Below are 26,513 nucleotides of genomic sequence, written 5' to 3' on the forward strand. Positions count from 1 at the left end.
ATCCGCCTCCATCGGACAATCATCGGGGTTGAACCCGCTTTTGCACCAGTGGTGGGCGGGTGATACTCGAGAAGAGCCCGCCTACCCTGCACACCGCTGGGAGCCCTGCCCGGCGATCACCGGACCGGAGTGCTCGATGTCGGGACGACACGAAGGAGTGGTCATGGCGGGGACGAACGACACGGCGCCGGTCGCGGACTGGATCACGATCCCTGACCTCCACCGCGACCCCTTCCCGATCTACGACCGGCTCCGGGCGGAGGGCGGTGTGCACTGGGTGCCGGGTGTCGGCCGGTACCTGATCACCAGCTACGAGGCCGTGCACGCCACCGAGTTCGACCAGGACACCTTCTCGGCGAACGAGGAGAACTCCCTGCAGATCCGGGCGATGGGACACTCGATGCTCCGGCGGGACGATCCCGAGCACTACCCCGAACGCAGGGCATGGCAGCCCGTCCTGCGCCCCGGAGTCGTCAAACGGGTATGGACCTCGGTGTTCGAGCGCAATGCCGAGCGCTACCTCGACGCCATGATCGCGATGGGTCCCGGCGCCGATCTCGTGCGGGACTTCGCCGCACCGTACTCCGCGGAGAATCTGCGGGAGATCCTCGGGTTCCACAACGCCACCCACCAGGATCTGCAGCGCTGGTCCCAGACCCTGATCGACGCGACCGGGAACTACGCCGACGACCCCGAGGTCTGGGCGAAGGGCAGAGCATCCTTCGACGAGGTGGACATCGCGCTGGACGAGATGCTGCGCTGGCACGCGAGGAACCCCGATTCCTCCCTCATCTCCGGCCTGCTGCGGATCCCCGACTACCGGATGCCGCTCGAGAAGATCCGCGCGAACATCAAGATGACCATCGGCGGGGGACTGAACGAACCACGCGACGCGATCGGCGTCGCCGCGTGGGCGCTGCTCACGCACCCGCACCAGCGGCGTGCCGTCGAGGCCGACCCGTCCCTGTGGCCGGTCGCGTTCGACGAGGCGATCCGTTGGGTCGCCCCCATCGGGCTTTACTCGCGGCAGGTCACCCGTGACACGGAGCTCGCCGGCGTGAGACTTCCCGCCGGCGCGAAACTCGGGATCTGCGTGCTCTCGGCGAACCGCGACGAGACCGTCTGGGATGATGCTCACCTCTTCGACATCCGGCGCGAAGTCAGGCCGCATCTGGCCTTCAGCAAGGGTGTGCACGTCTGCCTCGGCGCGTGGGTGGCCAGGGCCGAGGTCGCCACGGTGGGGCTGCCCGCCCTGTTCGGCCGGCTCCGTGGCATCGACCTGCACCCCGAGCGCCCCGCCGCGATCGGCGGGTGGGTGTTCCGCGGCATGCTTGACCTCCCGGTCACCTGGGATACGGCCCCGACCTCGTCGCAGGTGCCCGGAGACCGATCCTCCAGAACGCTTCCCGACACCCCGGACCCGGACGCGGCCCCCAGCATCGCCGTCGTCGGCTTCGGACCCGCCGGCTGCTTCTCCGCCCAGGCGATCCGGCGGATGTTCCCTGACGCCGAGATCGACGTGTTCGACCGGAACCCCGTGCCCTACGGGCTCGTCCGCTACGGGGTCGCGGCGGACCATCAGGGCACCAAGTCGGTCACCCGCCAGTTCGACCGCCTCTTCACCCACGACGGGGTGCGCTTCCACGGGGGAGTGGGCCTCGGGACGGATCTCGACCTCGCACAGCTCCGGACAGGCTTCGACGCGGTGGTCCTGGCCACCGGACTGCCCGCCGACGCCCGACTCGACATCCCCGGAGCCCGCCTCGCAGGCGTCCTCGGCGCGGGACAGGTGACACGGATCCTGAACGGGCACCCCGACGAGAGCGGACCGGTCCCGGCGCTGGGCCGGGACGTCGTCGTCGTCGGCCAGGGCAACGTCGCCCTCGACCTCGTGCGGCTGATCGTCCGGCTGGAGGAGGGGCTCCACGGCAGCGACATCGACGACGACGTGCACACGCGGCTCGTCGGCGCGGTGCGCACCGTCCACGTCGTGGGCCGTTCGATGCCGGCGCAGGCGAAGTTCGACCCGGTCATGGTCAGGGAGCTGAGCACCCTTCCCGGCGTGCAGCACGTCGTCCACGGCCTCGAGGACCTCGGGAGCGCCGAGGGGAAGGACGCGCGCGTCGACGCCGTCCGGGCACTGGCATCCACCGGTACCGCCGTCGGCCTCGATCGCGGCGCCGGGAGGATCCGCGTCGAGTGGTGGTTCGGGACGGCACCCGAGCGGATCGTGGGCGAGGACGCGGTGGAGGTGGTGCACTTCACCGGACCCGGAGGTCCTCTCCACCTGCGCGCCGACACCGTCGTCACCGCCGTCGGGTTCACCGCCGGCCCGGACCGGTGGGCACTGCCCGGAGCCCACCCGGAGGGGCGCGTCGAACCGGGGCTCTACGTCGCCGGGTGGCTGCGTCGCGGCCCGCGGGGCACCATCCCCGACCAGCGCACCGATGCCCGGTCCCTCGCCCGCATCATCTCCGAGGACCTCGGTGCAGGCCTGATCGGCACCTCCGCGCCCGGAGCCACCGCCTTCGGCGACCTGACCGGCGAGATCGACTTCACCGCCTGGCGGCGCATCGATGCCCACGAGACCCGCACCGCCGCACCGGGACGCGTACGCACCAAGCTGCGTACGCACCAGTCCCTCCTCCGAGCGGCCCACGATCCCGGGATCGCGCTGCCTCCTGTGCACGCCACCGACCCGGCACGGCAGGACGACGGCGGGATCCCGCTGACGATCGTCTTCGGCACCGAGTCGGGCAACGCCGAGCTCATCGCCGAGGACCTCGGCCGCCACCTCGGCGGACGGGCACGGGTCACCGTCGTCGACCTCTCCGACGCCGCCGTCACCGACCTCGACCCCTCCCGCCCGCACCTGGTCGTCTGCTCCACCTACGGCGACGGCGAACTACCGACGGGCGTCCGCCCCTTCCGCGAGGCACTCCTCACCCGCACACCGGATCTCTCCGCCATGACCTACGCGGTGTTCGGCATGGGCGACCGCAGCTACTCGAGAACCTACTCGCGCGGTAGTGAACTCCTCGACGAGGCACTCTCGTCCTGCGGTGCTCGGCGCGTCGGCGAGTACGGACGCCACGATGCAGCCGGCCCGCTGGAGGCCACCGAGGTGGCCCGCGACTGGGCCGACGGCGTCCTGGCCGAACTCGGCGCGCGGTTCCTCACCCCGACGCGCTGAGCGCAGCCGCCGACCTCCAGGAACACCGGAGCCACCGGCATCGCCGCCGGACCCCGGGGTGGCCGGGGCGTGGACCCGCGGCGATCCACCGCGGTGCACCCTGCCTGTTCCGCACGGTACGGCCGAGCTTCCCGCTCCGCCCCGGAGGCGACGGGTCGTGCCTCATCACCCCACGGAGGACACGTCGGGCGGGGTCCGCCGCTGGTCCTGCGAGCGAGTACGCCGTGCCACCTCCGACGGTGTGCGCCCGTACCGGGCACGGAAAGCACGGGTGAAGTGCGCCGGGGTCGTGAACCCGTGGGTGGACGCGATGGTCGCGATCGGCACCGAGGCCAGGCGCGCATCGATCAGTGCGTCGTAGCAGCGCGCCAGGCGGCGCGTGCGGATCCGGCTCGCGACGGTCGACCCGTGCTGGGCGAACAGGGCGTGGAGCGCTCGCACGGACATGTGGTGGGCGCGTGCGATGCGCGGGGGGTCGAGGTCGGGGTCGGCGAGGTGGTCCTCGACGAAGGCGGCGATCCTTCCCATCATGGTGCTCCGGGTCGTGGACCTGTCGGCTGTGCTGCCGGATCCAATCAGGGTGGCGGCCAGGTCGACGGCCACCGCGCCCGGACGGCGGGCGTGGAGGGGATCGAGGTCGCCGCCGTGCTGTGCGAGGTGGGCGATGAATGCCCCGACGACGCCGGTGAGTTCCGGCCGCTCGTCCAGTACCCGTCCGGTCACCGATCCCAGGAGTTCGTCACCGGTCAGGAGCATCTCCCGAGGGAACGCGAGGACCGAGAGCCGGGTGTTCCCGGTCAGCAGCACGGAGTGGGCCAGATGGGCCGGATGCACGGTGACGTCGCCGGTGCGGAGCACGGTCTCGTGTCCTCCCTGGATGATCACCGCTGCACCGTTCTCGACGACGGTGAGGTGCAGCATCTGCTGCTGTGCAGGTGTGTACGAGCCGGGGTCGGGTGCGGTTCCGCGGGCATCGGCACGGATGTCGAGGACGCTGACGGTGCCGGCGTCCTCGTCCCGCGGGTCACCGCACCACGACCTCGTGCCGGAGGCCGGGTTCCCGAGGGCGGAGCAGGCCGTGGGGTCCGTGGGAGCGAGCTGGAGGGAAGGGCGGTTCATCGGTACGTCCATCACATGGGGGAGGGGGACCGGTACGACGTTCCCCCTCGCGGATGTCGGTCGTATTTCCGATCGGAGACACCTCGATGACATGGCGGGAGATCTGCATCACACGTCAACGGGGGTGCGCTGGTGGTCAAGATGGGCACGGGTCGAGCGCCGATAGTTGAACACATGCCTGGGACGACGGGGTTCCCGGGACGACCGAGGAGGACTCATGACCGGCGCCGACATCATCGTCACCAACGCTGTCGTTCGCACGATGGACCCGCACCGACCCCGTGCCACGGCCTTCGCCATCGGCGGGGGGAGGGTCCTCCGGGGCGGATCCGACGAGGACGTACGGGACCTTGCCGGTGAGGGCACCGAGGTGGTGGATCTGGCAGGTGCTGCGGTGATCCCGGGGCTGGTGGACGTCCACAACCACCATCTGATGGCCGGAGAGGCGGACCTGTACCAGCTGGGATTCTCACCGACCGCCGGCTTCGACGAGGTCATCGAGGCGGTGCGGGACTACAGTGCCGGGTTGGCGGCCGACGCATGGGTGATCGGTGAGGCCTTCGGGAGTGTGCTCATCGAGGACTTCTCGCACGTGTCGGCGCGATACCGTCTCGACGAGGCCGCCGGCGGGCGCCCGGTCGCACTGACCGACGACAGCCACCACAACCGGTTCGCCAGTACCCGTGCGCTGGAACTGGCCGGCATCACGGCCGACACGCCCGATCCCGACAAGGGGCACATCGTGCGTGACCCCGACACGGGGGAACCGACAGGACTGCTGCTCGAGTCCGCCACGATCTCGCTGACGGAGGCGGTGGACGCCGGCCTGCAGCGCACCCCCGAGCGGTACCGCGAGGCCAGCCGGCGGGCCCTGGAGATCCTGCACTCGTTCGGCATCACCGCGTTCCAGGACGCGGCGGCGACGGTCGAGATCATGGGTGCGCTGCGTGAGCTCGACGAGGCCGGGGAGCTGCACGCCTGGGTGTCCTCGTGCATGCTGTCCTCGGGTTTCCTGTTCGCCAACACCCCCTTCGGTGAGGAACTGGTCGTCCGCGGTGAGGAGTTCCGCACCGAGCACCACCGGCCGGATTTCGTGAAGGTGGCCCTCGACGGGGTACCACCGACCTACACCGGCGCGTTCCTCACCCCCTACCTCGACAGCGCCGAGCACGGCCACGGACACTGCGGTGTGACCACCATGGACCCGCAGGAACTCCGGGCGTGGCTGCTGTGGACGGCGGAGCGCGGTCTCGGGGCGAAGATCCACTGCACCGGGGATGCTTCGGTCCGGGTGGCTCTCGACGCCATCGACGCCGTCCGGTCGGCCGGGCACACGGAGCAGAGGTACCACATCGCCCACGGCCAGTTCGTGCACCCCCAGGACCGGGCGCGGTTCTCGTCCCTGGACGTGGCCGCCGACATCTCCCCCTACCTCTGGTTCCCCGGGGTCATCCCGGATGCGATCGCCGCCGTCAGGCCCGCGGAGCAGGCTGCACAGCTCCAACCGAACCGCGACCTCCTGGACCTCGGGGTACTCGTGGCCGGCGGGTCGGACTGGCCGGTGAGCGTGTCACCGAACCCGTGGGAGGGGATCCAGGGTCTGGTGACCCGGGCGGACCCGCTGGGGCGGGCACCCGGGACCCTCTGGATCGAACAGGCGGTCTCCCTCGAGGAGGCCCTGGAGATCTTCACGATCAACGGCGCCAGGGCCATGGGCCTGGACGACGTGACCGGGTCCCTGACCGTCGGCAAGTCCGCGGACTTCGCTGTCCTCAGCATGGATCCCTTCACCGTCCCCGCGGACCGCATCGTCGACACGTACGCCACCGAGACATGGTTCGCGGGGCGCCGTGTCCACACCCACCCCGTGACCTCCTGACCACACCACGCCACGACGGTCCACGGGGACACCGTTCCCCTCGCCCCACCCCTTCGCGCCCTCATGGACCTGCGCCACGTCCTGGCCACCCCCGATCCCACCGACCCGCACCCACCCATCCCACGTACCGAGGAGAACACCACATGCACACTCGTAGATTGTCCGCAGCAGTAGCATCGACCGGCGTCGCAGCGCTGGTCCTCGTGGGCTGCGGCACGACGACGGCCGACACGTCCGCGGCCGAGCCCGTCGAGCGCGGCACCGTCGACAAGATCCTCTTCGACTACCCCTTCACCGCCCTGCCCGTGTACGGGGCGATCTCCGGGATCGTGAAGGAACGCGCCGCGGAGAAGGGCGTCGAGGTGGTGTTCACCAACGACGAGATGGACCTGCAGAAACAGGTCAGCCAGCTCAACTCGTTCCTCACCAGCGATGTCGACGCCGTGGTGTCCTTCCCCGTGGACCCGGCGAGCCTGGAGAGCATCGCGCAGCAGTACCAGGGCGAGGGGAAGTACTGGGTCACCTACGGCGGTGACATGCAGAACCAGGACGCGACGCTGCAGTTCAGCTTCTACGACTCCGGGTACCAGCTCGGACAGGATGCCGCGCAGTGGGCGCTGGACAACGTCGGCCCGGACGCCGAGGTCATCGTGCTCAACGAGACCGAGCGCCAGATCGGCATCGAGCGCACCCGGGGCCTGATGGACGGCCTGAAGGAGGTGGGACCGGACCTGCAGATCGTGGCCGAACAGCAGGCCGTGACCCCCGAGGACGCCCTCTCGGTCACCACGGCACTGCTGGCACAGCACCCGGACGCCAATGTGGTGGTCACCGCCGTCGGCGATGCCGCGCAGGGCGCCTACCAGGCCCTGGTGGCCTCCGGCCGGGCCGAGGACGACCCCGAGACCTATGTGGGAGGCCTGGACCCGAACCTGTTCGGCCTGCAGAAGATGCAGGAGGGCAAGTTCTTCCGTGCAGCGACCTACTTCTCCCTGTCCGACCTCGTGATGAACGTCATCGACATCCCCGTCGCCCTCGGCGAGGGAGAGGCCGACGCCAGCGCCGACATCCCGGTCAGCCTCGTCACGAAGGACACCCCCGAGCTCGGCGACTACATCGCCGAGCTCGGCGGCTGAGCCGGCAGCCCGGGCGGGACGCCCCGCCCGGGCTGCGAGACCTCGCACCTCATCCCATCCTCGAAGGAGACACCATGGCCGTATCTGTCCACGGGCTCACCAAACGCTACGGAGCCACACTGGCCCTCGACGAGGTCACACTCGACATCCCCGACGGGCAGGTCCACGCCCTCCTGGGACACAACGGGGCCGGTAAGTCCACCATCATCAAGTGCCTCGGCGGCGGGACCTCACCCACCAGCGGCACCATCGAGCTGCACGGGCATACCCACCACGGTCTCACCCCCCGTGAGTCGATCGCGGCGGGAGTCGCCGTCATCTACCAGCACCTCACCGTCATCGACGGGCTCACCGTCGCCGAGAACCTCTTCATCGGCCAGGAACGCACCCGTGCAGGTCTCATCGACCGCTCCGGTCAGCGCGCCCTGGCACGCAGGGCCCTCGACCGGGTCGGCGCCCACGGCATCGACCCCGACATGCAGGTCCGTGCCCTTCCCATCGGGCAGCGTCAGCTCGTCGAGATCGCCAAGGCCCTGCAGCGCGATGCCCGACTGCTGATCCTCGACGAGCCGACCGCGGCCCTGTCCCGCGAGGAGTCCGATCGCCTCGGGAACCTCGTGCGTGACCTCGCCGATCGCGGGATCGCCATCCTGTACGTCACCCACCTCCTGGGGGAGGTCCTCAAGCTGGCCGACGCCGCGACGGTGCTGCGCAACGGCAGAGCCGTCTGGCACGCGCGAGGGGAGAGCATCACCCACGAAGCCCTCGTCGACGCCATCAGCGACGGCCAGGGGGCCGACCACGAACGCCCTGCACCGCCTGCTGCGAACCGCACTGCTGCCCTGGCCGTGCGCGGTCTCGGCTCACCGGGTCTCGGACCGCTGGATGTGACCGTGGCCGCCGGGGAGATCGTGGCCTGCTACGGTCTCATCGGCTCCGGTCGCACCCGCTTCCTGAACACCCTCTTCGGACGGATCCGCCGTACGGCCGGGACCGTCAGCGTCGACGGGGTGCCGCGCGAGGCCGACACCCCCCTGGCCGCGCTCAAGGGCGGGATCGCCCTCGTCCCCGGGGACCGTGCCCGCGAGGGACTGTTCGGTACCCTGCCGGCCCTCGACAACACCGTCGTCGGAGTCGCACCGGAACTGGGCCGCTTCGGATTCCGCGCCCGCAGCAGGGAGCGCAGTACCTTCGACGCGGTCGCACGCTGGCTCTCCCTCCGCCCGCTGTCCCCGACCCTGCCGGCCGGGAGGTTCAGCGGCGGGAACCAGCAGAAGATCCTCCTGGGCCGATGGGTGAACGAGGTCGCGCGCACCCGGGTCCTGCTGCTCGACGACCCGACCCAGGGGGTGGACATCGGGGCGCGGAAGGACATCTACGACGCCGTCAAACGTCTCGCCGCCGAACGTGGCGTCGGGGTCCTCGTGGCCACGAACGAATCCGAGGAGGTCGTCGACCTGGCCCACCGCTGCCTGATCTTCGAACGCGGCCGCATCATCGGCGAGCACGTCGTCGCCGACACCACCGCGGACAAGCTCCTGGCCCTGGTGCACAGCACCCACCCCGACACGCGCATCATCGACCCCGCCGAAGGATCCCCGCTATGAAGAACACCGGCCCGGTCACCGCCGCCGTCGAGACCCTCGTCCGCACCCCGCTGTTCGTCCTGCTCATCGTCATGGTGCTCGGGGTGCACTTCACCACCGACTCGTTCTTCGTCTGGCAGAACATCAGGGGTGTCCTCCAGGACAGCGCGGTCATCGCGATCGTGGCTCTTCCCGTGGCCGTCCTGCTGATCTCCGGATACATCGACCTCTCGGTGGGCTCCTCCCTCGCGCTCGGCGGTGTGGTCGCCGCCGTGGTCATGGACAAGGGATCAGGCAGTCCAGCGGTGGCGATCCTCCTCGCCGTCCTCGCCGGCGCCCTCGTCGGGCTCCTCAACGCGATCGCCGTGACGGTGCTCGGGCTGAACTCCTTCATCACGACCCTGGGCACGCTGACCGCGGTACGCGGGGTCGCCCAGCTCGTCAGCCCGACACCGAGGAACAACTTCGGTGACGCGTTCGGTTTCCTCGGCGTGGGCACCCTGGCCGGGATCCCGCTGTCGGTGTGGATCGCCCTCGTGCTGCTCGTCGCCGCCGCCGTGGTGCTGACGTCGACCCCGGTGGGCCGGCACGTCTACGCCCTGGGCGTCAACCGCGAAGCGGCGTATCTCTCCGGGATCCACGTCAAGGCCATCCCCTTCGTCCTGTTCGTCCTCTCCGGGGCGTTCGCGGGTTTCGCCGGGACCATCGTGGTCGCCCGGCTCAACAGCGCCCCTGCAGGTCAGATCGGGACCGGGTTCGAGCTCGTGGTCCTCACCGCGGTCCTCCTGGGCGGGGTCGCCCTCACCGGTGGGGAGGGGACGGTCTTCGGGGTCCTGGTCGGGGTCCTCTTCTACGGTGCCCTGAACAACTCCCTGGTGCTGCTGGGGGTGACGACCTTCTGGCAGTCCGTGGCCAGTGGTCTGGCGCTGATCGCGGCGATCGGGTTGAGCCTGGTGAGTCAGCTCCTGCGGGACAGGCTGGCCGCGGCGAAGGCGCGCCGACTGGCTGCAGCGACGGCCTAGCTGTACTGCCCAGGGACGTTGGTCCGCCCCGGCGACGACGGGGCGGACCTGCCCGGCCCCGAGGCGCACCGCCGTCGTCACCGACCCGCGAGGAGCGCGGCGCAGGGGTACACCCGGCGGAGGGTCCGCCCCTGCGCAGGGTGGTCCCGGAGGTCGTCACCCGGCGCCCGTCGAGGGCTCAGGCGCGGCGGGGGCGCAGGGTGCTGGGGGAGACGCCGAAGTGGGTACGGAAGGTCCGGCTGAAATGGGCCGGATCCAGGAAGCCGTTGTCGAGCGCGATCGAGGTCACCGAGCGCTGCGCGTGGAGCGGATCGCTGAGTGCGTCGTAGCATCTCTCGAGGCGGCGGTTGCGGATGACGGTCGACACGGTGGTGCCCTGGTCGCTGAAGAGCAGATGCAGGTACCGGACGGAGACGAAGTGGGTCGCCGCGATCCTCGCCGGATTGAGGTCGGGCTCGTCCAGGTGGGCGTCGATGTACTCCAGGACCCGCAGCAGGAGCGTCTGGTGGGTGCTCGTGACCGGCGCGGGTCCGCACTGCGCCTCCAGCAGCGTCGAGACGAGGTCCAGTGCGTTGCGCGAGAGGCGGTGCAGGGTGTGGGTCTGCAGATCGTCCGCCTGCTGGGCGAGGGACGTGAGGTAGGGGCGCACCATGGCCCCGATCCCCGAAGCGCCGTCGATCCGCGTCGCTGTCGACCTGGCGACCACGGGGCCGGGTAGTTCGAGCATCGACTTCGGGAACATGACGATCGACATCCGGACGTCCTCGGTGCAGATCAGCGAGTACGGACGATCGGTGTCGTAGACGGTCATGTCACCGGCCTGCAACCGGCTCTCACGCTCGTCCTGGACGATCATCGCCCCACCCTGCTCGAGCACGGTGAACTTCACGTAGTGCTCGGGGTTCCCCCCGATCAGTGCCGGCGTGCGGTGGACGGCGTGGGCCGTCGCGGTGATCGCCAGGACCTGCATGTCACCACTGGTACGACCGGTGAGTACACCGCGGAAATCCTCCGGGTGCTCGGTGATGACCTCCAGCGCGACCACGGCGTCGGCGACGGCGCTGCGGTACCCCTCGAACGGAAGGAGCGCGGCACGATGGTCGTCGTGCACTGTCGATGGGAACTGTGTCATATGCTCTCACCCCGTCGTGAACCGGATGCCGTGGACGCTTGCGGATCTCACTGTAGGCCTCATGTCTTCCGCTGAGGAGGGTCTCGGATCCATGACGGTGCCTCGATACCTCAGGGCATCGTCCTGGCCACGGCGGAGCGGATCGCGCCCAGGAGGATCGGCAGGTGCTCGTCCTGGAGCGCCAGGGGGGGCCTGATCTTCAGGACGGAACCGGTCGGGCCGATCTTGCTCAGCAGCACGTCCTGGGCCTTGATCTCCTCGACCAGTCGTTTCGTGGTGACAGGATCGGGTGTCCGGTGCTCCGGGTCCTCGAACACGGAGAACCCGAAGAAGAGGCCGTCGCCCTTGACCGGGCCGAGAAGGTCGTGGCCGGCGGTGAGCTCCGTCAGGTCCTGCCGGATCACCTGTCCGAGACGCCCGGAGCGTGGGACGAGGTGCTCGTCCTCGATGATGTGCAGGACCTCCAGCCCCACGGCGGAGGAGACGGGGTTGCCGGCGAAGGTGTTGAAGAACTCGTTGTGCGTCCCGAACTCCTCCAGCAGCTCATCACGCGTGACGACCGCGGCCAGGGGGTGCCCGTTGCCGAGAGGCTTGCCGAGGGTCACCAGATCCGGCAGGAGGTCGTAGCGCTGGTACCCCCAGAAGGTGCTGCCGGTACGTCCCAGTCCGGCCTGGACCTCGTCACCGATGACGAGGCCTCCGGCGGCCCGGACCCGGGCGGCGACACCTTCGATGTACCCCTCGGGGAGGGTCGGCAGGCCCTCGGTGGAGAAGATCGATTCGAGGATGACGGCGGAGATCCCGAACCCTGCCTCGACGAGCTCGGCGATGGCACGGTCGACGTGGACCAGCGCCTCGTCCCGGACCTCCTCGTGGGAGCGGCCGGCGTTGCTCGCGGCGTCCAGGTCCGGGACCGGGAAGGCGCGCACGTTTGGGGCGAGTCCCTCCCGGGTCTTCAGGCCCGTGGTGATCCCGGCCAGCAGGATCGTGTTGCCGTGGTAGCTGAAGTCGGTGACGAGGATGCCTGACGCCCGGGTGTGCTCCTGGGCGATCCGGAAGGCCAGCTCGTTGGCCTCGGACCCGCTGTTGGTGAACAGCACGCGATCGAGTTCGGGCTCGAAGGTGGCCAGGAGTGCCTCCGCGTACTCGAGGACACGCTCGTTGAGGTATCGCGTGTGGATGTTCAGGGTGGCCGCCTGGGACCTCAGGGCCTCCACGACGCGCGGATGCGCGTGACCCACGTGCGGCACGTTGTTGTAGGCGTCGAGGTAACGCCGGCCGGTGACGTCGGTGAGCCACACCCCGGAGCCCGAGACCAGGTGGACGGGCTCGTCGTAGAAGAGGGGGGAGTGGCGTCCGATCGTGGCGAAGCGTCGCTTGAGCAGGTCTGAGGTGGTCAACGTGGGTCCTTTTCCGGGAGGGGATGCGTGGACGTGCGCCACGGCGAGGGCTCGTCCTGGTCGTAGAGCTCGGCGAGTCGGGCCACCCATGGTGCGACCTCGGTCGCGACGAAGTCGGAGGCGGGATCACCCGGCCGTTCCGCCGCCCAGGCGAGATAGGTCAGGCCGCGGGCCAGCATGAACGCGTCCCAGGCGGCGAGTTCCTGCTCACCCAGCGGGCGTTCCCGCGTGTAACCGGTGATGAGGGCCCGCTCGTAGTCCGGGTAGCGGGGATGGTGGGCGTGGTGGAAGATCGCGGTCACGAGGTCGAAGACGAACCAGCCGGTACCGAAGTCGTCGAAGTCGATCAGGACGACCCCGTCGGTGGTCTCCAGGAGGTTCTCGGGACTCGCATCGGCATGGATGACACCGAACACCGAGGGCGACGTCGGCAGGGCGGAGAACTGTGCGTGAAGTGCCGGCAGGGCCCGGTCGATCGCGGCGCGCTCCCGGAGGGTCAGGGACGCCAGCGCACGAGGATCCCCCCACAGGGGTGCGGGCCCGGCGAGACCCGAGGCGTCCCATGCGGAACGACGGAAGTCGGCCGGGACGCCGATGCTGATCGCTGCGGCGTGCAGCCGGCCCAGCAATGCTCCGATCCGGACGAAGGCCTCGGGCTCGGGGTGGTGCCGTCCGGCCAGTACCGACTCGATGTCCCCGAAGGGCCGTGCGTCCTCGATCCAGCGCTGTGCCGAGACGTGGCGGCTCTCCCCGCCGGCGTGGACGAGCGTGAACAGCTCACCGGTACGCGTCGGGAGGACCTCCGGGACCTCGACGCCGGCCTGACGCAACGCCCGCAGGTACGTGAGCTCGGAGCGTAGTTCGTCCTCGTCCCTGTAGCCGGGCCGGTGGAGGCGGATCGCCGAGGACGCGCCGTCGGGATCCGTGGCACGGAAGACGTGGTTCTCGCGATACTTGATGAAGTCGAGGCGGGCCTCGGGATCGAGCCCGAAGGGGACGAGGGCGGCCCGGGCGACCTGGTGGGCGAGATCGATGTGCATGCTTCTCCCGTCGTGGCAGTGCTGCAACTCTGCCATACTCTGATTCTACTTTCCAGAATCAAATTCTGAATGGAGCGATATGTCAATGACCCTGAAGGAACGTCGGCGCGATGCGGTACGTGCCGATGTGGCGGCGATGACGCTGGACCTCATCCGCGAGGAAGGGATCGACGCGGTGAGCATCGAGAGCATCTGCAGCGCGTGCAGCACATCGCGCTCCACGATCTACTCGCACTTCCCCGACGGCCGGGACGGCGTCCTGCGCGCGGCCTACCAGCAGGCCGGGGAGACGTTGATCGCCCTCGCCCGGGACAGGGCCCGGACCGTCGCCGGGTGGGACGCCCGTATCGCCAGCTACGCCCGTACGATGCTCGAGTTCTCCAGCTCCCCGAACATCGGCAGCTTCTACAGCATCTCCGGACCGCACCTCATGGGCTTCCAGGCCAGGCGCGGCACAGGGGCGCAGAGCTACTTCGATGACATCCAGGGTGAGCTCACCGCCGCCCATGCGGCCGGTGACCTGCCGGAGGAGGCCGATCCGAGCATGCTCGCCACCCTGTTCGTCTCCAGCCTGCGCGACGCCGGCATCGCCGCCGCCGACACCCCCGAGCTCTGCGAGCGCCTCGTGGACTCGATCTGGACGATCCTAAACGGTCTGCGTGCGCTGGCGATGCACACGGCGGAGGTCCGTGCTCCGGGCGGGGGAGAGCGATGAGCGGGACGCCACCACCCCGGGACGGCGGAGAGGGAGCCGGTGACGTGCCGGTGGTCGTGGTCTCCGGTGGGGGTACGGGGATCGGCGCCGCCGTCGCGGCGCGTTTCGCCGCGGCGCAGTGGCACGTCGTCGTCCTCGGTCGCCGCCCCGAGCCGCTGCAGGAGGTAATGCAGCGCACCGGGGCCGTGCCGGTGATGGCTGATGTGGCCGATCCCGGGCAGGCCGCTGCCGCGGTGTCGGAGGTGGTGGGGCGGTTCGGCCGGATCGATGCGGTCATCGCCAATGCCGGTGGGCACGGTTTCGCGGCACTGGAGGAGACCACCGACGAGGAGTGGGCTGCGAGTATGCGCTCGAACCTGGACTCGGCGTTCGTCCTCGCCCGGGCCTCCATGCCGGCGCTGAAGGCCGCCGGCGGTTCCCTCGTCGTGGTGTCCTCGCTCGCGGGTCTCGCCGCCGGCCCCAGCACCCTCGGGTACACCACGGCCAAGCACGCCCTGCTCGGGTTGACCCGGTCGATCGCCCGCGACTACGGGGTGCACGGCGTGCGGGCGAACGCGATCTGCCCGGGATGGGTGCGCACACCGATGGCCGATGCGGAGATGGACGAGTTCGCCGTCCGTGCCGGCCTCGGAGACCGCGAGAGCGCCTATGCGCGGGTCACGGAGGATGTGCCCCTGGGACGGCCGGCCCGGGCGTCGGAGGTGGCGGAGGTCGCCCTGTTCCTGGCCTCACCGGCGGCCTCCTACGTCTCGGGGGCCGTGATCCCGGTCGACGGGGGAGCCACGAGTGTGGACGTCCCGACGACCGCGTTCGCCCACGCGGGGATGTGAGCCCGGACACAAGGGTGCGCTGAGAGGCAATGATCGTTCGCTGCCGGTCAACGACGAGAGCCCGTTCGCTTTGCAGACTTGAGATCTCATCCATCGACCGGGAGATCTCCGACATGACAGCACCCGTAGAACGCAGCGTGAATCACCTGGCCCGTAACCAGCTCGGCGTGCCCGGTGTGGTGTTCCTGGTCCTGGCGGCCGTCGCGCCCCTCACGGCGGCGGTCGTCGTCGCCGCCCTGGCCATCGCCCTGGGCAACGGGGGCGGGGTGGTCATGGCGTTCGTGATCGTGGCGGTGACGCTGCTGCTGTTCGCTGTCGGCTACGCGCAGATGTCCAAGGACCTGGTCAATGCCAGCGGTTTCTACGCCTTCATCGTCAAGGGTCTGGGCAGGACCGCCGGTCTCGTCGCGGGGTTCGTCGCCACCATGGGGTACAACTTCTTCGTCGCCGGTGCCATCGGGACGGCAGGGTTCTTCACCAGTCTGGTCCTCGAGCAGACCACCGGTCTGAGCGTGCACTGGTACATCGCCGGTGTGGTCATCATGGCCATCGCGTTCCTCCTGGCCCGGGGAGGCATCGACCTCAGCGCGGTCGTCCTGGGCATCGCCCTGGTCCTGGAAGTGCTCATCCTGCTCACCTTCAGCGTCTCCGTGCTGGTGCAGACCGGGTTCAGCCTCGAGGTCTTCAGCCCCGATGTCGTCTTCGGCGGATCTCTCGGCATCGGCCTGCTCCTGGCCGCGACGGCGTTCCTCGGGTTCGAGGCGACCTCCCTGTTCAGCGAGGAGGCCAAGGATCCCCACCGCACCATCCCCAGGGCCACCTACACCGCCATCGTGGTCGTCGGGCTCATCCACGCGGTCACCGTCTGGGCCATCGTCAGCGCCGTCGGCGTCGCCGACGCCCAGCAGACAGCCCTCGACAGCCTCGCAGGCGGGGATCTCGTCCTGGTCCTCGTCGAGCAGTACCTCGGCCCGTTCATGCTCGTCGCCGTCCTGATCCTGCTCGTCGTCAGCCTCCTGGCAGCCCAGCTGGCCTTCCACAACGTCGCCGCCCGCTACCTGTTCTCCCTCGGCCGGGCCGGGATCCTCCCCGCAGCCCTCGCACGCACCCGGACCGGCGGCGTCCCGCAGAACGCCCTGATCGCCAATGCAGGGTTCGCCACGATCGTCGCTGGGATCTTCGCCGTCACCGGCCTGGACGCGATCACCACCCTGGTGCCTATCATGATCGGCTTCGGGACCTTGTGCATCCTGGTCCTGCAGACGGCAGCAGCACTGGCCGTCGTCGTCCACTTCCGCCGCCGCCGTGATCCCCGGTGGGTCAGGACCTTCCTCGCCCCGGCCCTGGGGTGCCTGGGCCTGCTGGGCATCTGCACCATGGCCATCGCCAACTTCGCCGTCCTCGCCGGATCGGACGCCTGGTACGTGATGATCCTGCCCTGGCTCCTCGTCCTCGCCGTCGTCGCGGGCCTCGTCCACGGTGCCTACCTCCGCGCCAGGCGCCCGGAGGTGTACGCCCGGCTCGAGAGCGATCTGGAACGCTTCGATCCCGACGAGCAGGATCTTGCACCTGCTGACCCGCACCGGGCATCGACCGCGATCCGCTGAGGATCCGTGACAGGTCCACTCCCGGGGACCTGCCTCGCACGCCCCACCCATGGCACACCTGGTGTCCCCGTCGTCTTCTCCGGGCCGGGGATCGACACGATGATGAGCCGGTGGAGGTGAGCAGAACCCCGCGACGTCGTCAGGCCCCGGGCCGACATCCTCCGGCGACCACCCGAATGTGCACAGTGGTTGACAGTGCCGATCACGGATTGTCTACTGAACATTCGGTCACAAAATTTTGAGGAGACGACGATGTCCCAGGATCACTTTCTGCTGGCAGGGGATCATGCATCCCGATGGCTGGGCATCGAGGTGGAACAGGTCGGCGAGGGACACGCCCGGATCACGATGCTCCTACGCGAGGACATGCTCAACGGGTTCGGTATGGCCCACGGCGGGATGATCTTCGCCTTCGCCGACACCTGTTTCGCCCTGGCCAGCAACGATCCTGCCGGACCCAAGGACACGATCACCGTCGGTGCCGGTGTCGACATCAACTACGTCTCCTCCGCCCGTCAGGGTCAGGTCCTCGTCGCCGAAGGATCCTTACGAGCGCACACCGGTCGCAGCGGCATCTACGACGTCCAGGTCACCGCGGATGACGTACTGGTGGCCGAGTTCCGTGGGCGGGCGCGCACCATCCCCCATCGTCTGCAGGAGCGCTCTGCACAGATCTGTACAGCCCCGCGTGGGGTGGAGGCAGGGCCCGGCCCGGAGGTGGATGTGGTGGTCGGGTCGGCGCGGGACGATGCAGGTGCTCGGCGATGACGGCGTGTTCCGTGCCCAACCCGTACATCCCGTCCCTCGTGGCCGAGGACCGGTCGCAGCCCGATGCCGAGGAGATGATGAGCCGCGACCAGATCGAGTCGCTGCAGCTCGACCGGCTCCGGTGGACGCTGCACTACGCGTACGAGAACGTGGTGGCGTACCGGGAACTGTTCGACGCTCACGGGGTGCATCCGAGTGATTTCAAGGACCTCCCGGATCTGCAGCTGTTCCCCTACACGGACAAGGAATTCCTGCGCAAGGCATACCCCTTCAAGTCCCTCGCCGTACCCATGGCGGACGTGCGACGCATCCACGCCTCCTCGGGCACCACGGGTCAGCCCACCGTGGTCGCCTACACGCACAACGATCTCCAGACCTGGGCGACGCTAGTGGCCAGGTGCTTCCGGTTCTCGGGCATGCGCCCGGGGGACAAAGTGCACAACGCCTACGGATACGGGCTGTTCACCGGGGGACTCGGCGCCCATTACGGTGCCGAACGCCTCGGATGCGCGGTCATTCCCATGTCCGGTGGTCAGACGGAGAAGCAGGTGCAAATGATCCTGGACTTCGAACCGGAGACCATCCTCTCCACCCCGACCTACCTGCTGACCATCGCCGATGGTTTCAGGAAAATCGGACGGGATCCGAGGCAAACCTCGCTGCGCACGGCGATCCTCGGTGCCGAGCCCTGGACGGACGAGATGCGCCGCGAGATCGAGAGGACGTTCGAGGTGGACGCGTGCGACATCTACGGTCTCTCGGAGGTCATGGGACCAGGAGTGGCCGGTGAGTCGGGGCACTCAAAGGATGGGTCCCACATCTGGGAGGATCATTTCCGCCCCGAGATCATCGACCCATTCACGGACCAGGTGCAGGACACCGGCCGCCCGGGTGAACTGGTCTTCACCGCCCTGACCAAGGAAGCGCTACCGATCATCCGGTACCGCACCCACGACCTCACCCGGCTGCTGCCCGGCACCGAACGGCCCGGACATCGGCGGATGGGCCGGATCACGGGACGTTCGGATGACATGATCATCCTGCGCGGGGTGAATCTCTTCCCCTCGCAGATCGAGGAACTGGTTCTACAGGTCCCCGAGCTCAGCCCGCACTTCACCTTGGAGATCACCCGGCCCGATCGCCTGGATCAGATGACGATCGTCATCGAACGACGTGAGCAGGTGAGCATCGAGGCCGCCGAGGCCGGTGCGCAACAACTCCTGCACTCGATCAAGACGACGATCGGGTCCTCGGCGACCGTCCGGATCGCCGAGCCCGACACCTTGGCACGATCATCGGGCAAACTGCGCAGGGTCCACGACCACCGCCCCAAGGGCTGAGGAGCACCCGAGCCGGGCGGGCCAGGGCGGATGCGTGAGCCGACATAGACTCATCAGTCCCAGCACCATCACTGCTCCCGTCGAAACAGAGGACCTCCATGACCCATGCACCCTCACCTGCGCTCACACCGCGTCGGGGCCGGCCGGGCTACGACCGTGAGACGTTGCTGCGCGTCTGCGTGGAGGTGTTCAACCTGCACGGGTACGACGCGACGTCGATGGGGACCTTGTCCGAGCGTCTCGGGATCTCCAAGTCGGCCATCTACCATCACGTGGAGTCCAAGGAGGCGATCCTCGACCAGGCACTGAGCCGGGCCCTGGATGCACTCGAGGACGTCATCACCTCCGAGGACGCCGCCGCGGTGTCCGAGCTGGACAGGCTCGAGCACGTCCTTCGGCGCACGGTGTTCGTCCTGGTCGAACACATGCCCTACGTGACCCTCCTGCTGCGTCTGAGAGGCAACTCCGAGGTCGAACTGCGTGCACTGGAACGCCGCCGGACCATCACCGGTCAGGTCGCGGTGCTGATCGGACGCGCCCAGCAGGAAGGCTCGATCCGCACCGATCTCAGTAGCCGCTCGGCGGCCCGGCTGCTGCTGGGAATGATCAACTCCGTCGTGGACTGGTACAAGCCCGGGGCCGGCGAATCGACCGACGACCTCGCCGACACGGTCCTGACCCTGGCCTTCTCGGGACTTCGCACATAGCGGCGGGTTCGACCTCGCACCACCGGCCGGCGCCGCTGCGCACGCGAGGATCCTCGACTTCCGTCGAGGGACCGCCTCCACCCCCGGGCGTTCTCGGTGGTTCCAGGTGGTTCCCGGTGGTCTCCCGGTCCTTCGCCCGTTCCGGGTGCCCTCAGCCGGCCGGCCAGGTCTTGGCGACCAGTGTCAGCACGTCGTAGGTCGCGACGATCTCCTCGTGCTGGTTGTGCAGCACCGCGTCCCAGCGGACCTCCCCGTACTCGTCGGTCACCCTGGGGGTGATCTGCTTCGCCGTGAGGGTCACCCGGATCTCATCGTCGTAGGTCACCGGGGTGATGAACCGCAGGTTCTCCAACCCGTAGTTGGCCAGCACCGGTCCCGGCGCGGGATCGACGAACAGCCCGGCTGCCCAGGACACCAGCAGGTACCCGTGTGCCACGCGCCGGGGGAAGAACGGGTTGGCCGTCGCCGCGTCCTCGTCGGTGTGCGCGTAGAAGGTGTCCCCGGTCGTCGTGGCGAAGTCGGTGATGTCCTGGAGGGTGACCGTGCGCAGCTGGGAGGCGAACTGGTCACCGATGCGCAGATCGGCCAGCGACTTCCGGAAAGGATGCATCCCGGTCCCGTCCTCGGCGCTCTGCCGGGTCACGGTCCGCGCCGTCGCGCCGGCATACCAGACACCGGTGATGGCCGTGAGGATGTCCGGCGGGCCCTGCAGGGCGGTGCGCTGCATGTAGTGCTTCACCCCGCGTATGCCCCCGAGTTCCTCGCCACCGCCGGCCCGGCCGGGCCCACCATGGATAAGGTGCGGCATGGGGGAGCCGTGACCGGTCGAGGTCCTGGCATCCTGCCGGTTCAGGTAGTGGACCCGCCCGTGATGGGCGCTGATCCCTGCGGCGAACCGGGCGGCGGTCGGCCCGTCGTTCGTGCAGACCGTCGCCACCAACGATCCGCCGCCCAGGGCCGCCAGGTGCACCGCGTCGTCGACGTCGAGGTACCCGAGGACGCTGGTGACCGGGCCGAAGGCCTCGACGAAATGCACCTCCGGTGTCCGCGGGTTCTCGAAGGACAGGACCGTGACAGGGAAGAACGCCCCGGTCTCGGCGTCGGCGTCCCCGGTGTCCGCCTCCGGCCCGCCCAGGCGTACGGCACCACCGGCCGCGACCAGGCGTTCCACGGCCCCGCGCACCTCGGCCTGCTGCTCCTTCGACGCCAGCGCACCCATGGTCACGCCCTCGGCACGGGGGTCACCGATCACGACCTTCTGCCGTACCCGCTCGGCCACGGCCGCGACGACATCCTCGACGAGGTCCTGGGGGACGATGACACGGCGTATCGCCGTGCACTTCTGTCCGGCCTTCGAGGTGATCTCCACGAACACCGCCTTGATGAACGCCTCGAACTCGGGGGTGTCCACCGTGGCGTCCGGGGCGAGGATCGCCGCGTTCAGCGAATCGGTCTCGGCCGTGAACCTCACCCCACCATGGATGACGTTGTCGTGATTGCGCAGTGTCCGCGCCGTTCCCGCCGACCCGGTGAACGCCACATGATCGCGGTAGTCCAGGTGGTCGAGCAGTTCCCTCGCGGATCCGGAGATCAACTGCAACGAGCCCTCCGGGAGGATCCCGGAATCGACCATCAACCGTACGCACGCCTCGGTCACGTACCCCGTCGGCGTCGCGGGTTTGACGATCGTGGGCATCCCGGCGAGGAAGGACGGCGCGAACTTCTCCAGGAACCCCCAGACGGGAAAGTTGAAGGCATTGATCTGCACCGCCACCCCGGGCATCCGCGAGTACACGTGCTCGCCCAGGAACGAGCCGTCCTTCGAGAGCTGCTCCACGGAGCCGTCGATGATCACATTGGCGTTGGGAAGCTCACGGCGGCCCTTCGAGGAGAAGGTGAACAGCGTCCCGATCCCGCCGTCGACGTCGAAGAAATGGTCCTTCAGGGTGCTCCCCGTCCGGTAGGACACGTCGTAGAGCACCTGCTTGTGCTCGGTGAGGTACTGGGCGAGCTGCTTGAGCAGCAGCGCCCGTTCGTGCAGGGTCGATTCGCCCAGCGAGCGTTGTCCCGTGGTGCGGGCGAAGTCCACCGCGGCCCTGAGGTCCAGTCCCTGGGTCGATACGCAGGTCACCACCTCGCCGGTGGAGGCGTCCAGGACCTCGGTGACACCTCCGGGGTCCTGCGGTGTCCACCACGTGCCTTGCAGATAGCTCGGGAGGATGGTCTGGGTCTGGGTCTGGGTCACCACGGGAGTCCTTTCACCAGGAGCGCGGCTACACTGCCACGCTCCTGACCGATCGTTCGGTATCTACTGTCACGATAGTCCACGCACCCAGGAAGGGCCATGGGCGAGGTGGGCGGGTCCCTCACCACGGCCGCTTCGCCGGGAGGTGTCCGAGCAGGGCCCGGGCACCGAGGAGCCTGAGGACGTCAGGGGTCGTAGGTGAAGAAACCCTTGCCGCTCTTACGGCCCAGTTCCCCCCGCTCGACCATGTCGCGCATCAGCTGGGGAGGCTCGAACCTGGGCCCCAGGGTGGAGGCGAGATACTGTGCGATCCCCAGGCGCACGTCCAGGCCCACGACGTCGGTCAGGGCCAGGGGACCCATGGGGAACTTGTACCCCAGGACCATGGCGTTGTCGATGTCCGTGGGAGAGGCGACCCCCTCCTCCACCATGCGGATGGCCTCCAGGGCGATCACCACACCCAACCGCGAGGAGGCGAAACCAGGAGCATCGCGCACCACCACGGGTGCCTTGTGCAGGGCGGTGACCCACTGCACGCAGAGCTCCTGCAGTTCAGGAGCCGTCACCTGCCCGATCACCACCTCGACGAGAGCGGATGCCGGGACGGGGTTGAAGAAATGCAGGCCGCAGAATCGTTCGGGCCGTGTCAGATGCTCTGCCAGCCCGTTCACGGACAACGAGGAGGTGTTCGTCGCCAGCCACGCCGTGGGTGCGAGTCTGCGTTCGACCTCCTGCAGGGCGGAGATCTTCAGATCCCACTGCTCCGGGACGGCCTCGATGACCAACGTCGCGGCGGCGAAGTCGTCGTGGTCCGTCGAGACACTCAACCGGCCGCTGATCTCCTCGACGTCTCCCTCGATGCTCCCGCGCTCGAGAGAGGTACGTATGTCCCGGGCGATACGTGCCCGTGCCTGCTCGGCCGTGTCGTGGGAGCGCTCGACGACGGTGACCTTCGAACCGGCCAGGAGCAGGGCATGGGCTATGCCGGCCCCCATGCGGCCGCCGCCCAGGACCCCGGTGACGCCCGGGACGGTTCCGGGCCGGTGCTCGCTCATCGAGGGTCCTCCTGGCGGTCCGGGGAATCATGATGGCCGTGAGCCGGCGTGGGTTCGGGTGGGGTTCTGTGTCGATCCAGGAAGCCCTGCATGCGTTCGGCCTTGGCCGGGGACTCGAAGAGGATGGCCTGGGCGAGGTCGTCGATGTGCGGGTGCGCCGACGCGGACGCACGGAAGACACGTTTGGAGATCCGCACCGCCAACGGATCCTGACGTGCGATCCGGTCGGCGAGCGCGTGTGCCGCCTCGAGGAGGGTCTCGGCCGGGTGGATCTGCGTGATCAGGTGCAGGGCGAGGGCTTCCTCGGCGTCGAGGATCCGTCCCGCGAGCAGGATCTCCAGTGCCACGGGTTCACCGACCAGTTCCTTCAGCCGCCACATCCCTCCTGCGGCGGCCATGATGCCCAGCCCGGTCTCGGGCTGGCCGATCTTCAGGGTCGGGGTGCCGATCCGGAAGTCCGCGGCGTAGGCGAGTTCCGCGCCTCCGCCCAGGGCGAAGCCGTCCAGGGCGGCGATGACCGGCATGGGGAGGTCGTGGATCCGGACGAAGATGCGTGAGTTGATCCCGGCCAGGGCGTCGTCGCGGCCGCGCTCCCTCAATTGGGCGATGTCCGCTCCGGAGGCGAAGACGCCCTTGCCGCCGATGGTGGTGCCGGAGATGATCAGGATTTTCGCGGCCCGTTCCAGGTAGGTGCACACGGTGTGCAGTTCCTGGACCATGGTCGCGTCGATGGCGTTGCGTACCTCGGGTCGGTCGAGGCTGATGTGGAGCCTGTCGTCGCTCTCGTCGAGTCGGAGTGCGGTGAACTGCCCGGTGAGCCGTTCCTCGGACCGGCCCATCAGGGTCTCTCCACGAGCATGGCGGTGCCCTGGCCCACGCCGACGCACATCGTGGCCAGTCCGCGCTTGGTTCCTTCTCGTTCCATGCGGCCCAGGAGGGTCACGACCAGGCGTGAGCCCGAGGAGCCCAGGGGATGACCCAGGGCGAGCGCGCCGCCGTCCCGGTTCACCATGTCGGCATCCAGCCCCAGGCGTCTGATGCACGCCAGTGACTGGCTCGCGAAGGCCTCGTTCAGTTCCACCGCGCCGAGGTCGCCGATGCCCCATCCTGTGCGCTCGAGGACCTTCTGCGTCGCCGGCACCGGGCCAAGGCCCATGATGTGCGGTGGTACTCCGGCCGAGGCGCCGTCGACGATCCGGCCCCGGGGGATCAGCCCGTGCTTCTCCACGGCGGCTTCCGAGGCGACGAGGATCGCCGAGGCGCCGTCATTGAGCGAGGAGGAGTTGCCCGCGGTCACGACGCTGCCGTGCGAGACCACCGGGCGCAGCGCTGCCAGGGTGTCCATCGTCGTCCCCGGTCGCGGTCCCTCATCTGTGTCCACGACGGTCCGGGTCTCTTTACGGCCCTGGACGGTCACGGGCACGGTCTCGGCGGCGAAGTGGCCGGCTTCGATGGCGGCAAGCGCCCTGCGGTGCGATTCCACCGCGAACGCGTCGGCGTCCTGCCGCGTGATGCCCTCCAGGACGGCGACCTCCTCGGCGGTTTCGGGCATCGAGAGGGTCATCTTGTCGATGGCCTTGAAGGCAGGATTGGGGAATCGCCAGCCGATCGAGGGGTCGAAGACCTCGCCGGGTTTCGCGTAGGCGGTCGTGGGTTTCTCCATGACCCACGGGGCGCGCGACATGGATTCCACCCCACCGGCGACGACGAGGTCGGCGGCACCTGCCTTGATCATGTGGGAAGCCATGATGATGGCACTCAGACCTGAAGCGCACAGGCGGTTGACGGTGATGCCGGGCACGGTGTCGCCGAAACCGGCCAGCAGCCACGCCATCCGGGCCACGTTACGGTTCTCCTCCCCGGCCCCGTTGGCGTTGCCGAGGATGACCTCATCGACGGCGTGCGGGTCGATGCCGGCGTCGAGGACGACCTGCTTCAGGACGACCGCGGCAAGATCGTCGGGCCGCACCGCGGCAAGGGCTCCTGCGTAGCGGCCGACCGGGGTGCGCCTGCCTCCGACGAGGAAGGCCTGGGGGAGAGGGGGCATACGTGGCTCCTGCCGTGAGGGGGCCGATCAGCACCGAGTCCTAATTACTGACCGTTCGTTCGCCAAAGCGTTTCACGGGGACGGTGGACGGTCAAGGCCGCCTCTGCCGTACGGGTGCACCGGGCGCTCGCCGATCATGCCGCCGGTTCCCGGCGCCGGCCGTGATGAATCGGCGGGTACCGGGAACCGGCGGCATGTGCTTGGTGCGGAAAGGGGGCTGCCCGGTGTTCTCGGGTGAGATGGTGCTCTAGTGCTTGTTGCCGGTGATGGGCGCTGCCTGCATGTCGTCGGCGGCCGCGGGGTGGGAGGAGAGGTACTCCTCGCGGACCTCCTTCACGTGCAGGTCCGAGCCCTGGAGTTTCTTGCTGACCATGGACACCGCGACGAAGGACACCACGCCCAGGGCTGCGATGTAGGCGCCGATGGTCCAGGACAGGCCGGTCTCATTGAGCAGCAGCTGCGCGATCAGGGGGGCGAAGGCGCCTCCGAGGATGGAGCCGAAGGCGTACCCTATGGACACCCCGGAGTATCGGACCCGTGCCGGGAACATCTCGGCGTAGAGGGCGGATTGCGGGCCGTAGGACAGGCCCAGCCCTATGGTCAGGACGACGATGGCCAGCGCGAACAGGGGCAGGGACGCGGTGTCGAGCAGCCACCACATGGGGACCGCCCACACGATGATGACGGCGTACCCGATCTGGAAGGTGCGCACCCGTCCCCAGGAGTCGGAGATCCATCCGCCGAACATCGTGAAGACCAGCCATCCCACCCCGCCGACGAGGGTGGCGATCAGCGTCTCCGAGCGCTCCATGCCCAAGGTCTTGGCCCCGTAGGAGGCGAAGAAGGCGATCACCAGGTACCCGGCCGCGTTGTTCGCGACGAAGATCAGTGCTGCCAGGCTCACCTCGCGCTTGTTGTGCTTGAACAGCTGGCCCAGGGGAGCCGAGGACTCTTTCTTGCGCAGCTGCATCTCCTTGAAGACCGGGGACTCGTCGACGCTGCGCCGGATCAGGTGGCCGACGACGATCAGCAGGGCCGAGGACAGGAAGGGAATCCGCCATCCCCAGGACTCGAACTGCTCCGGGGTCAGGGTGCTGGTGAGGGCGAACATGAACCCGGTGGCCAGCAGCACTCCCAGGGGCACGCCGATCTGCGGGAACGCACCGAACAGGCCGCGCTTGTGCCTGGGGGCGTGCTCGACCGACATCAGCGCGGCGCCGCCCCACTCCCCGCCGGCGGAGATGCCCTGCATGATGCGCAGGAAGATCAGCAGTATCGGCGCCCAGACGCCGATCGCCGCATAGGTGGGAAGAAGGCCGATCAGCATGGTGGCCGCTCCCATACCGACCAGGGTCATGACCAGGACGATTTTGCGCCCGTACTTGTCGCCGAGGTGACCGGCCAGGATCGCACCGAGGGGCCGGAACAGGAAGCTGATCCCCAGGGACGCCCACGCGATGACCTGCGCCAAGCCGGCGTTGTCCTCCCCCAGGGGGGCGAAGAACTGGGCTGCCAGCACGAACGCGGCTGCCTGTGCGTAGATGAAGAAGTCGTACCACTCGATCGTGGTTCCCACCAGAGTGCCGGCGAGAACCTTGCGCTCCTCGCGGGTCGTGGTGTGAGAGCCCTCGGATGTCGATGCTGTGTGCGTCATGATCTCTCCCTGGGGATCGGGGACGACGTCGTCCCCGA

20 protein-coding genes are annotated in these 26,513 nt (G+C 68.8%); 11 read left to right on the top strand and 9 right to left on the bottom strand.

Going from position 1 to position 26,513, the window contains the following annotated elements; genetic code table 11:
• The first annotated feature begins 163 nt into the window (after positions 1 to 163).
• Positions 164 to 3,193, top strand: coding sequence for a cytochrome P450 (locus AC792_RS13425; RefSeq protein ID WP_049831007.1), 3,030 nt, complete (start codon positions 164 to 166; stop codon positions 3,191 to 3,193).
• 165 nt (positions 3,194 to 3,358) lie between these two features.
• Here the strand turns inward: AC792_RS13425 and AC792_RS13430 are convergent, their stop codons facing one another.
• Positions 3,359 to 4,312 (bottom strand): helix-turn-helix domain-containing protein, encoded by a 954-nt coding sequence (locus AC792_RS13430; RefSeq protein ID WP_049831008.1) that lies wholly within the window; start codon positions 4,310 to 4,312, stop codon positions 3,359 to 3,361.
• A gap of 217 nt (positions 4,313 to 4,529) precedes the next feature.
• Here AC792_RS13430 and AC792_RS13435 point away from each other — a divergent pair, with 217 nt between their 5' ends.
• The 4 genes from AC792_RS13435 (at position 4,530) to AC792_RS13450 (ending at position 9,935) form a co-directional block, all read left to right on the top strand.
• Positions 4,530 to 6,191 (top strand): amidohydrolase, encoded by a 1,662-nt coding sequence (locus tag AC792_RS13435; RefSeq protein WP_049831009.1) that lies wholly within the window; start codon positions 4,530 to 4,532, stop codon positions 6,189 to 6,191.
• Positions 6,192 to 6,334: 143 nt separating this feature from the next.
• Positions 6,335 to 7,327, top strand: coding sequence for a sugar ABC transporter substrate-binding protein (locus AC792_RS13440; RefSeq protein ID WP_082177749.1), 993 nt, complete (start codon positions 6,335 to 6,337; stop codon positions 7,325 to 7,327).
• Positions 7,328 to 7,401: 74 nt separating this feature from the next.
• The gene (locus AC792_RS13445; protein WP_049831010.1) at positions 7,402 to 8,934 is read left to right on the top strand and encodes a sugar ABC transporter ATP-binding protein; all 1,533 of its coding nucleotides are present in this window, start codon (positions 7,402 to 7,404) and stop codon (positions 8,932 to 8,934) included.
• Positions 8,931 to 9,935 (top strand): ABC transporter permease, encoded by a 1,005-nt coding sequence (locus AC792_RS13450; protein WP_049831011.1) that lies wholly within the window; start codon positions 8,931 to 8,933, stop codon positions 9,933 to 9,935. The genes AC792_RS13445 and AC792_RS13450 overlap by 4 nt, the downstream gene beginning before the upstream one ends.
• 178 nt (positions 9,936 to 10,113) lie before the next feature.
• On the opposite strand, the gene AC792_RS13455 is transcribed toward AC792_RS13450, so the two are convergent.
• From AC792_RS13455 to AC792_RS13465, 3 genes are all read right to left on the bottom strand, one after another.
• Complete coding sequence (locus AC792_RS13455; protein WP_082177750.1) at positions 10,114 to 11,067, bottom strand: helix-turn-helix domain-containing protein; 954 nt, start codon at positions 11,065 to 11,067, stop codon at positions 10,114 to 10,116.
• Positions 11,068 to 11,177: 110 nt separating this feature from the next.
• Positions 11,178 to 12,467, bottom strand: a complete 1,290-nt coding sequence (locus AC792_RS13460; RefSeq protein WP_049831013.1) for an aspartate aminotransferase family protein — start codon at positions 12,465 to 12,467, stop codon at positions 11,178 to 11,180.
• Positions 12,464 to 13,543, bottom strand: coding sequence for a phosphotransferase enzyme family protein (locus AC792_RS13465; RefSeq protein WP_082177752.1), 1,080 nt, complete (start codon positions 13,541 to 13,543; stop codon positions 12,464 to 12,466). Before AC792_RS13465 ends, AC792_RS13460 begins: the two co-directional genes overlap by 4 nt.
• Before the next feature lie 43 nt (positions 13,544 to 13,586).
• On the opposite strand from AC792_RS13465, the gene AC792_RS13470 reads away from it, so the two are divergent.
• The 6 genes from AC792_RS13470 to AC792_RS13495 all read left to right on the top strand — a co-directional run bounded on the left by AC792_RS13470 (position 13,587) and on the right by AC792_RS13495 (position 19,474).
• Positions 13,587 to 14,222: a TetR/AcrR family transcriptional regulator gene (locus AC792_RS13470; RefSeq protein WP_082177753.1), complete on the top strand. Its 636-nt coding sequence runs from the start codon at positions 13,587 to 13,589 to the stop codon at positions 14,220 to 14,222.
• Positions 14,219 to 15,052, top strand: coding sequence for an SDR family NAD(P)-dependent oxidoreductase (locus tag AC792_RS13475; RefSeq protein ID WP_049831016.1), 834 nt, complete (start codon positions 14,219 to 14,221; stop codon positions 15,050 to 15,052). The genes AC792_RS13470 and AC792_RS13475 overlap by 4 nt, the downstream gene beginning before the upstream one ends.
• A 113-nt stretch (positions 15,053 to 15,165) precedes the next feature.
• Complete coding sequence (locus AC792_RS13480) at positions 15,166 to 16,659, top strand: APC family permease (protein ID WP_049831017.1); 1,494 nt, start codon at positions 15,166 to 15,168, stop codon at positions 16,657 to 16,659.
• Between the two features lie 252 nt (positions 16,660 to 16,911).
• Positions 16,912 to 17,427: a PaaI family thioesterase gene (locus tag AC792_RS13485; protein ID WP_082177754.1), complete on the top strand. Its 516-nt coding sequence runs from the start codon at positions 16,912 to 16,914 to the stop codon at positions 17,425 to 17,427.
• The gene (locus AC792_RS13490; RefSeq protein ID WP_049831018.1) at positions 17,424 to 18,767 is read left to right on the top strand and encodes a phenylacetate--CoA ligase family protein; all 1,344 of its coding nucleotides are present in this window, start codon (positions 17,424 to 17,426) and stop codon (positions 18,765 to 18,767) included. The genes AC792_RS13485 and AC792_RS13490 overlap by 4 nt, the downstream gene beginning before the upstream one ends.
• 98 nt (positions 18,768 to 18,865) lie before the next feature.
• Positions 18,866 to 19,474, top strand: coding sequence for a TetR/AcrR family transcriptional regulator (locus AC792_RS13495; protein ID WP_049831019.1), 609 nt, complete (start codon positions 18,866 to 18,868; stop codon positions 19,472 to 19,474).
• A gap of 151 nt (positions 19,475 to 19,625) precedes the next feature.
• Here the strand turns inward: AC792_RS13495 and paaZ are convergent, their stop codons facing one another.
• The 5 genes from paaZ to AC792_RS13520 form a co-directional block, all read right to left on the bottom strand.
• A complete protein-coding gene (gene paaZ, locus AC792_RS13500; RefSeq protein WP_442853623.1) occupies positions 19,626 to 21,719 on the bottom strand; it encodes a phenylacetic acid degradation bifunctional protein PaaZ in 2,094 nt (697 codons plus the stop codon).
• A gap of 185 nt (positions 21,720 to 21,904) precedes the next feature.
• On the bottom strand, positions 21,905 to 22,774 hold the full coding sequence (locus AC792_RS13505; RefSeq protein WP_049831021.1) for a 3-hydroxyacyl-CoA dehydrogenase family protein: 870 nt from the start codon (positions 22,772 to 22,774) through the stop codon (positions 21,905 to 21,907).
• On the bottom strand, positions 22,771 to 23,613 hold the full coding sequence (locus tag AC792_RS13510; protein WP_049831022.1) for an enoyl-CoA hydratase/isomerase family protein: 843 nt from the start codon (positions 23,611 to 23,613) through the stop codon (positions 22,771 to 22,773). The genes AC792_RS13505 and AC792_RS13510 overlap by 4 nt, the downstream gene beginning before the upstream one ends.
• Positions 23,613 to 24,821: a thiolase family protein gene (locus AC792_RS13515; RefSeq protein WP_049831023.1), complete on the bottom strand. Its 1,209-nt coding sequence runs from the start codon at positions 24,819 to 24,821 to the stop codon at positions 23,613 to 23,615. Before AC792_RS13515 ends, AC792_RS13510 begins: the two co-directional genes overlap by 1 nt.
• Positions 24,822 to 25,068: 247 nt before the next feature.
• Positions 25,069 to 26,475, bottom strand: a complete 1,407-nt coding sequence (locus AC792_RS13520; protein ID WP_049831024.1) for an MFS transporter — start codon at positions 26,473 to 26,475, stop codon at positions 25,069 to 25,071.
• Positions 26,476 to 26,513: the final 38 nt, after the last annotated feature.

It is taken from the genome of Arthrobacter sp. RIT-PI-e, from assembly GCF_001187915.1.
In the GTDB taxonomy this organism is placed as follows: domain Bacteria; phylum Actinomycetota; class Actinomycetes; order Actinomycetales; family Micrococcaceae; genus Arthrobacter_D.

What these genes read in the sequence shown, in the direction of transcription:
- AC792_RS13425 (WP_049831007.1), top strand. Translation starts at nt 164, where the DNA reads ATGGCGGGGACGAACGACACGGCGCCGGTCGCGGACTGGATCACGATC.
- AC792_RS13430 (WP_049831008.1), bottom strand. Translation starts at nt 4,312, where the DNA reads ATGAACCGCCCTTCCCTCCAGCTCGCTCCCACGGACCCCACGGCCTGC.
- AC792_RS13435 (WP_049831009.1), top strand. Translation starts at nt 4,530, where the DNA reads ATGACCGGCGCCGACATCATCGTCACCAACGCTGTCGTTCGCACGATG.
- AC792_RS13440 (WP_082177749.1), top strand. Translation starts at nt 6,335, where the DNA reads ATGCACACTCGTAGATTGTCCGCAGCAGTAGCATCGACCGGCGTCGCA.
- AC792_RS13445 (WP_049831010.1), top strand. Translation starts at nt 7,402, where the DNA reads ATGGCCGTATCTGTCCACGGGCTCACCAAACGCTACGGAGCCACACTG.
- AC792_RS13450 (WP_049831011.1), top strand. Translation starts at nt 8,931, where the DNA reads ATGAAGAACACCGGCCCGGTCACCGCCGCCGTCGAGACCCTCGTCCGC.
- AC792_RS13455 (WP_082177750.1), bottom strand. Translation starts at nt 11,067, where the DNA reads ATGACACAGTTCCCATCGACAGTGCACGACGACCATCGTGCCGCGCTC.
- AC792_RS13465 (WP_082177752.1), bottom strand. Translation starts at nt 13,543, where the DNA reads ATGGCAGAGTTGCAGCACTGCCACGACGGGAGAAGCATGCACATCGAT.
- AC792_RS13470 (WP_082177753.1), top strand. Translation starts at nt 13,587, where the DNA reads ATGTCAATGACCCTGAAGGAACGTCGGCGCGATGCGGTACGTGCCGAT.
- AC792_RS13475 (WP_049831016.1), top strand. Translation starts at nt 14,219, where the DNA reads ATGAGCGGGACGCCACCACCCCGGGACGGCGGAGAGGGAGCCGGTGAC.
- AC792_RS13480 (WP_049831017.1), top strand. Translation starts at nt 15,166, where the DNA reads ATGACAGCACCCGTAGAACGCAGCGTGAATCACCTGGCCCGTAACCAG.
- AC792_RS13485 (WP_082177754.1), top strand. Translation starts at nt 16,912, where the DNA reads ATGTCCCAGGATCACTTTCTGCTGGCAGGGGATCATGCATCCCGATGG.
- AC792_RS13490 (WP_049831018.1), top strand. Translation starts at nt 17,424, where the DNA reads ATGACGGCGTGTTCCGTGCCCAACCCGTACATCCCGTCCCTCGTGGCC.
- AC792_RS13495 (WP_049831019.1), top strand. Translation starts at nt 18,866, where the DNA reads ATGACCCATGCACCCTCACCTGCGCTCACACCGCGTCGGGGCCGGCCG.
- AC792_RS13505 (WP_049831021.1), bottom strand. Translation starts at nt 22,774, where the DNA reads ATGAGCGAGCACCGGCCCGGAACCGTCCCGGGCGTCACCGGGGTCCTG.
- AC792_RS13510 (WP_049831022.1), bottom strand. Translation starts at nt 23,613, where the DNA reads ATGGGCCGGTCCGAGGAACGGCTCACCGGGCAGTTCACCGCACTCCGA.
- AC792_RS13515 (WP_049831023.1), bottom strand. Translation starts at nt 24,821, where the DNA reads ATGCCCCCTCTCCCCCAGGCCTTCCTCGTCGGAGGCAGGCGCACCCCG.
- AC792_RS13520 (WP_049831024.1), bottom strand. Translation starts at nt 26,475, where the DNA reads ATGACGCACACAGCATCGACATCCGAGGGCTCTCACACCACGACCCGC.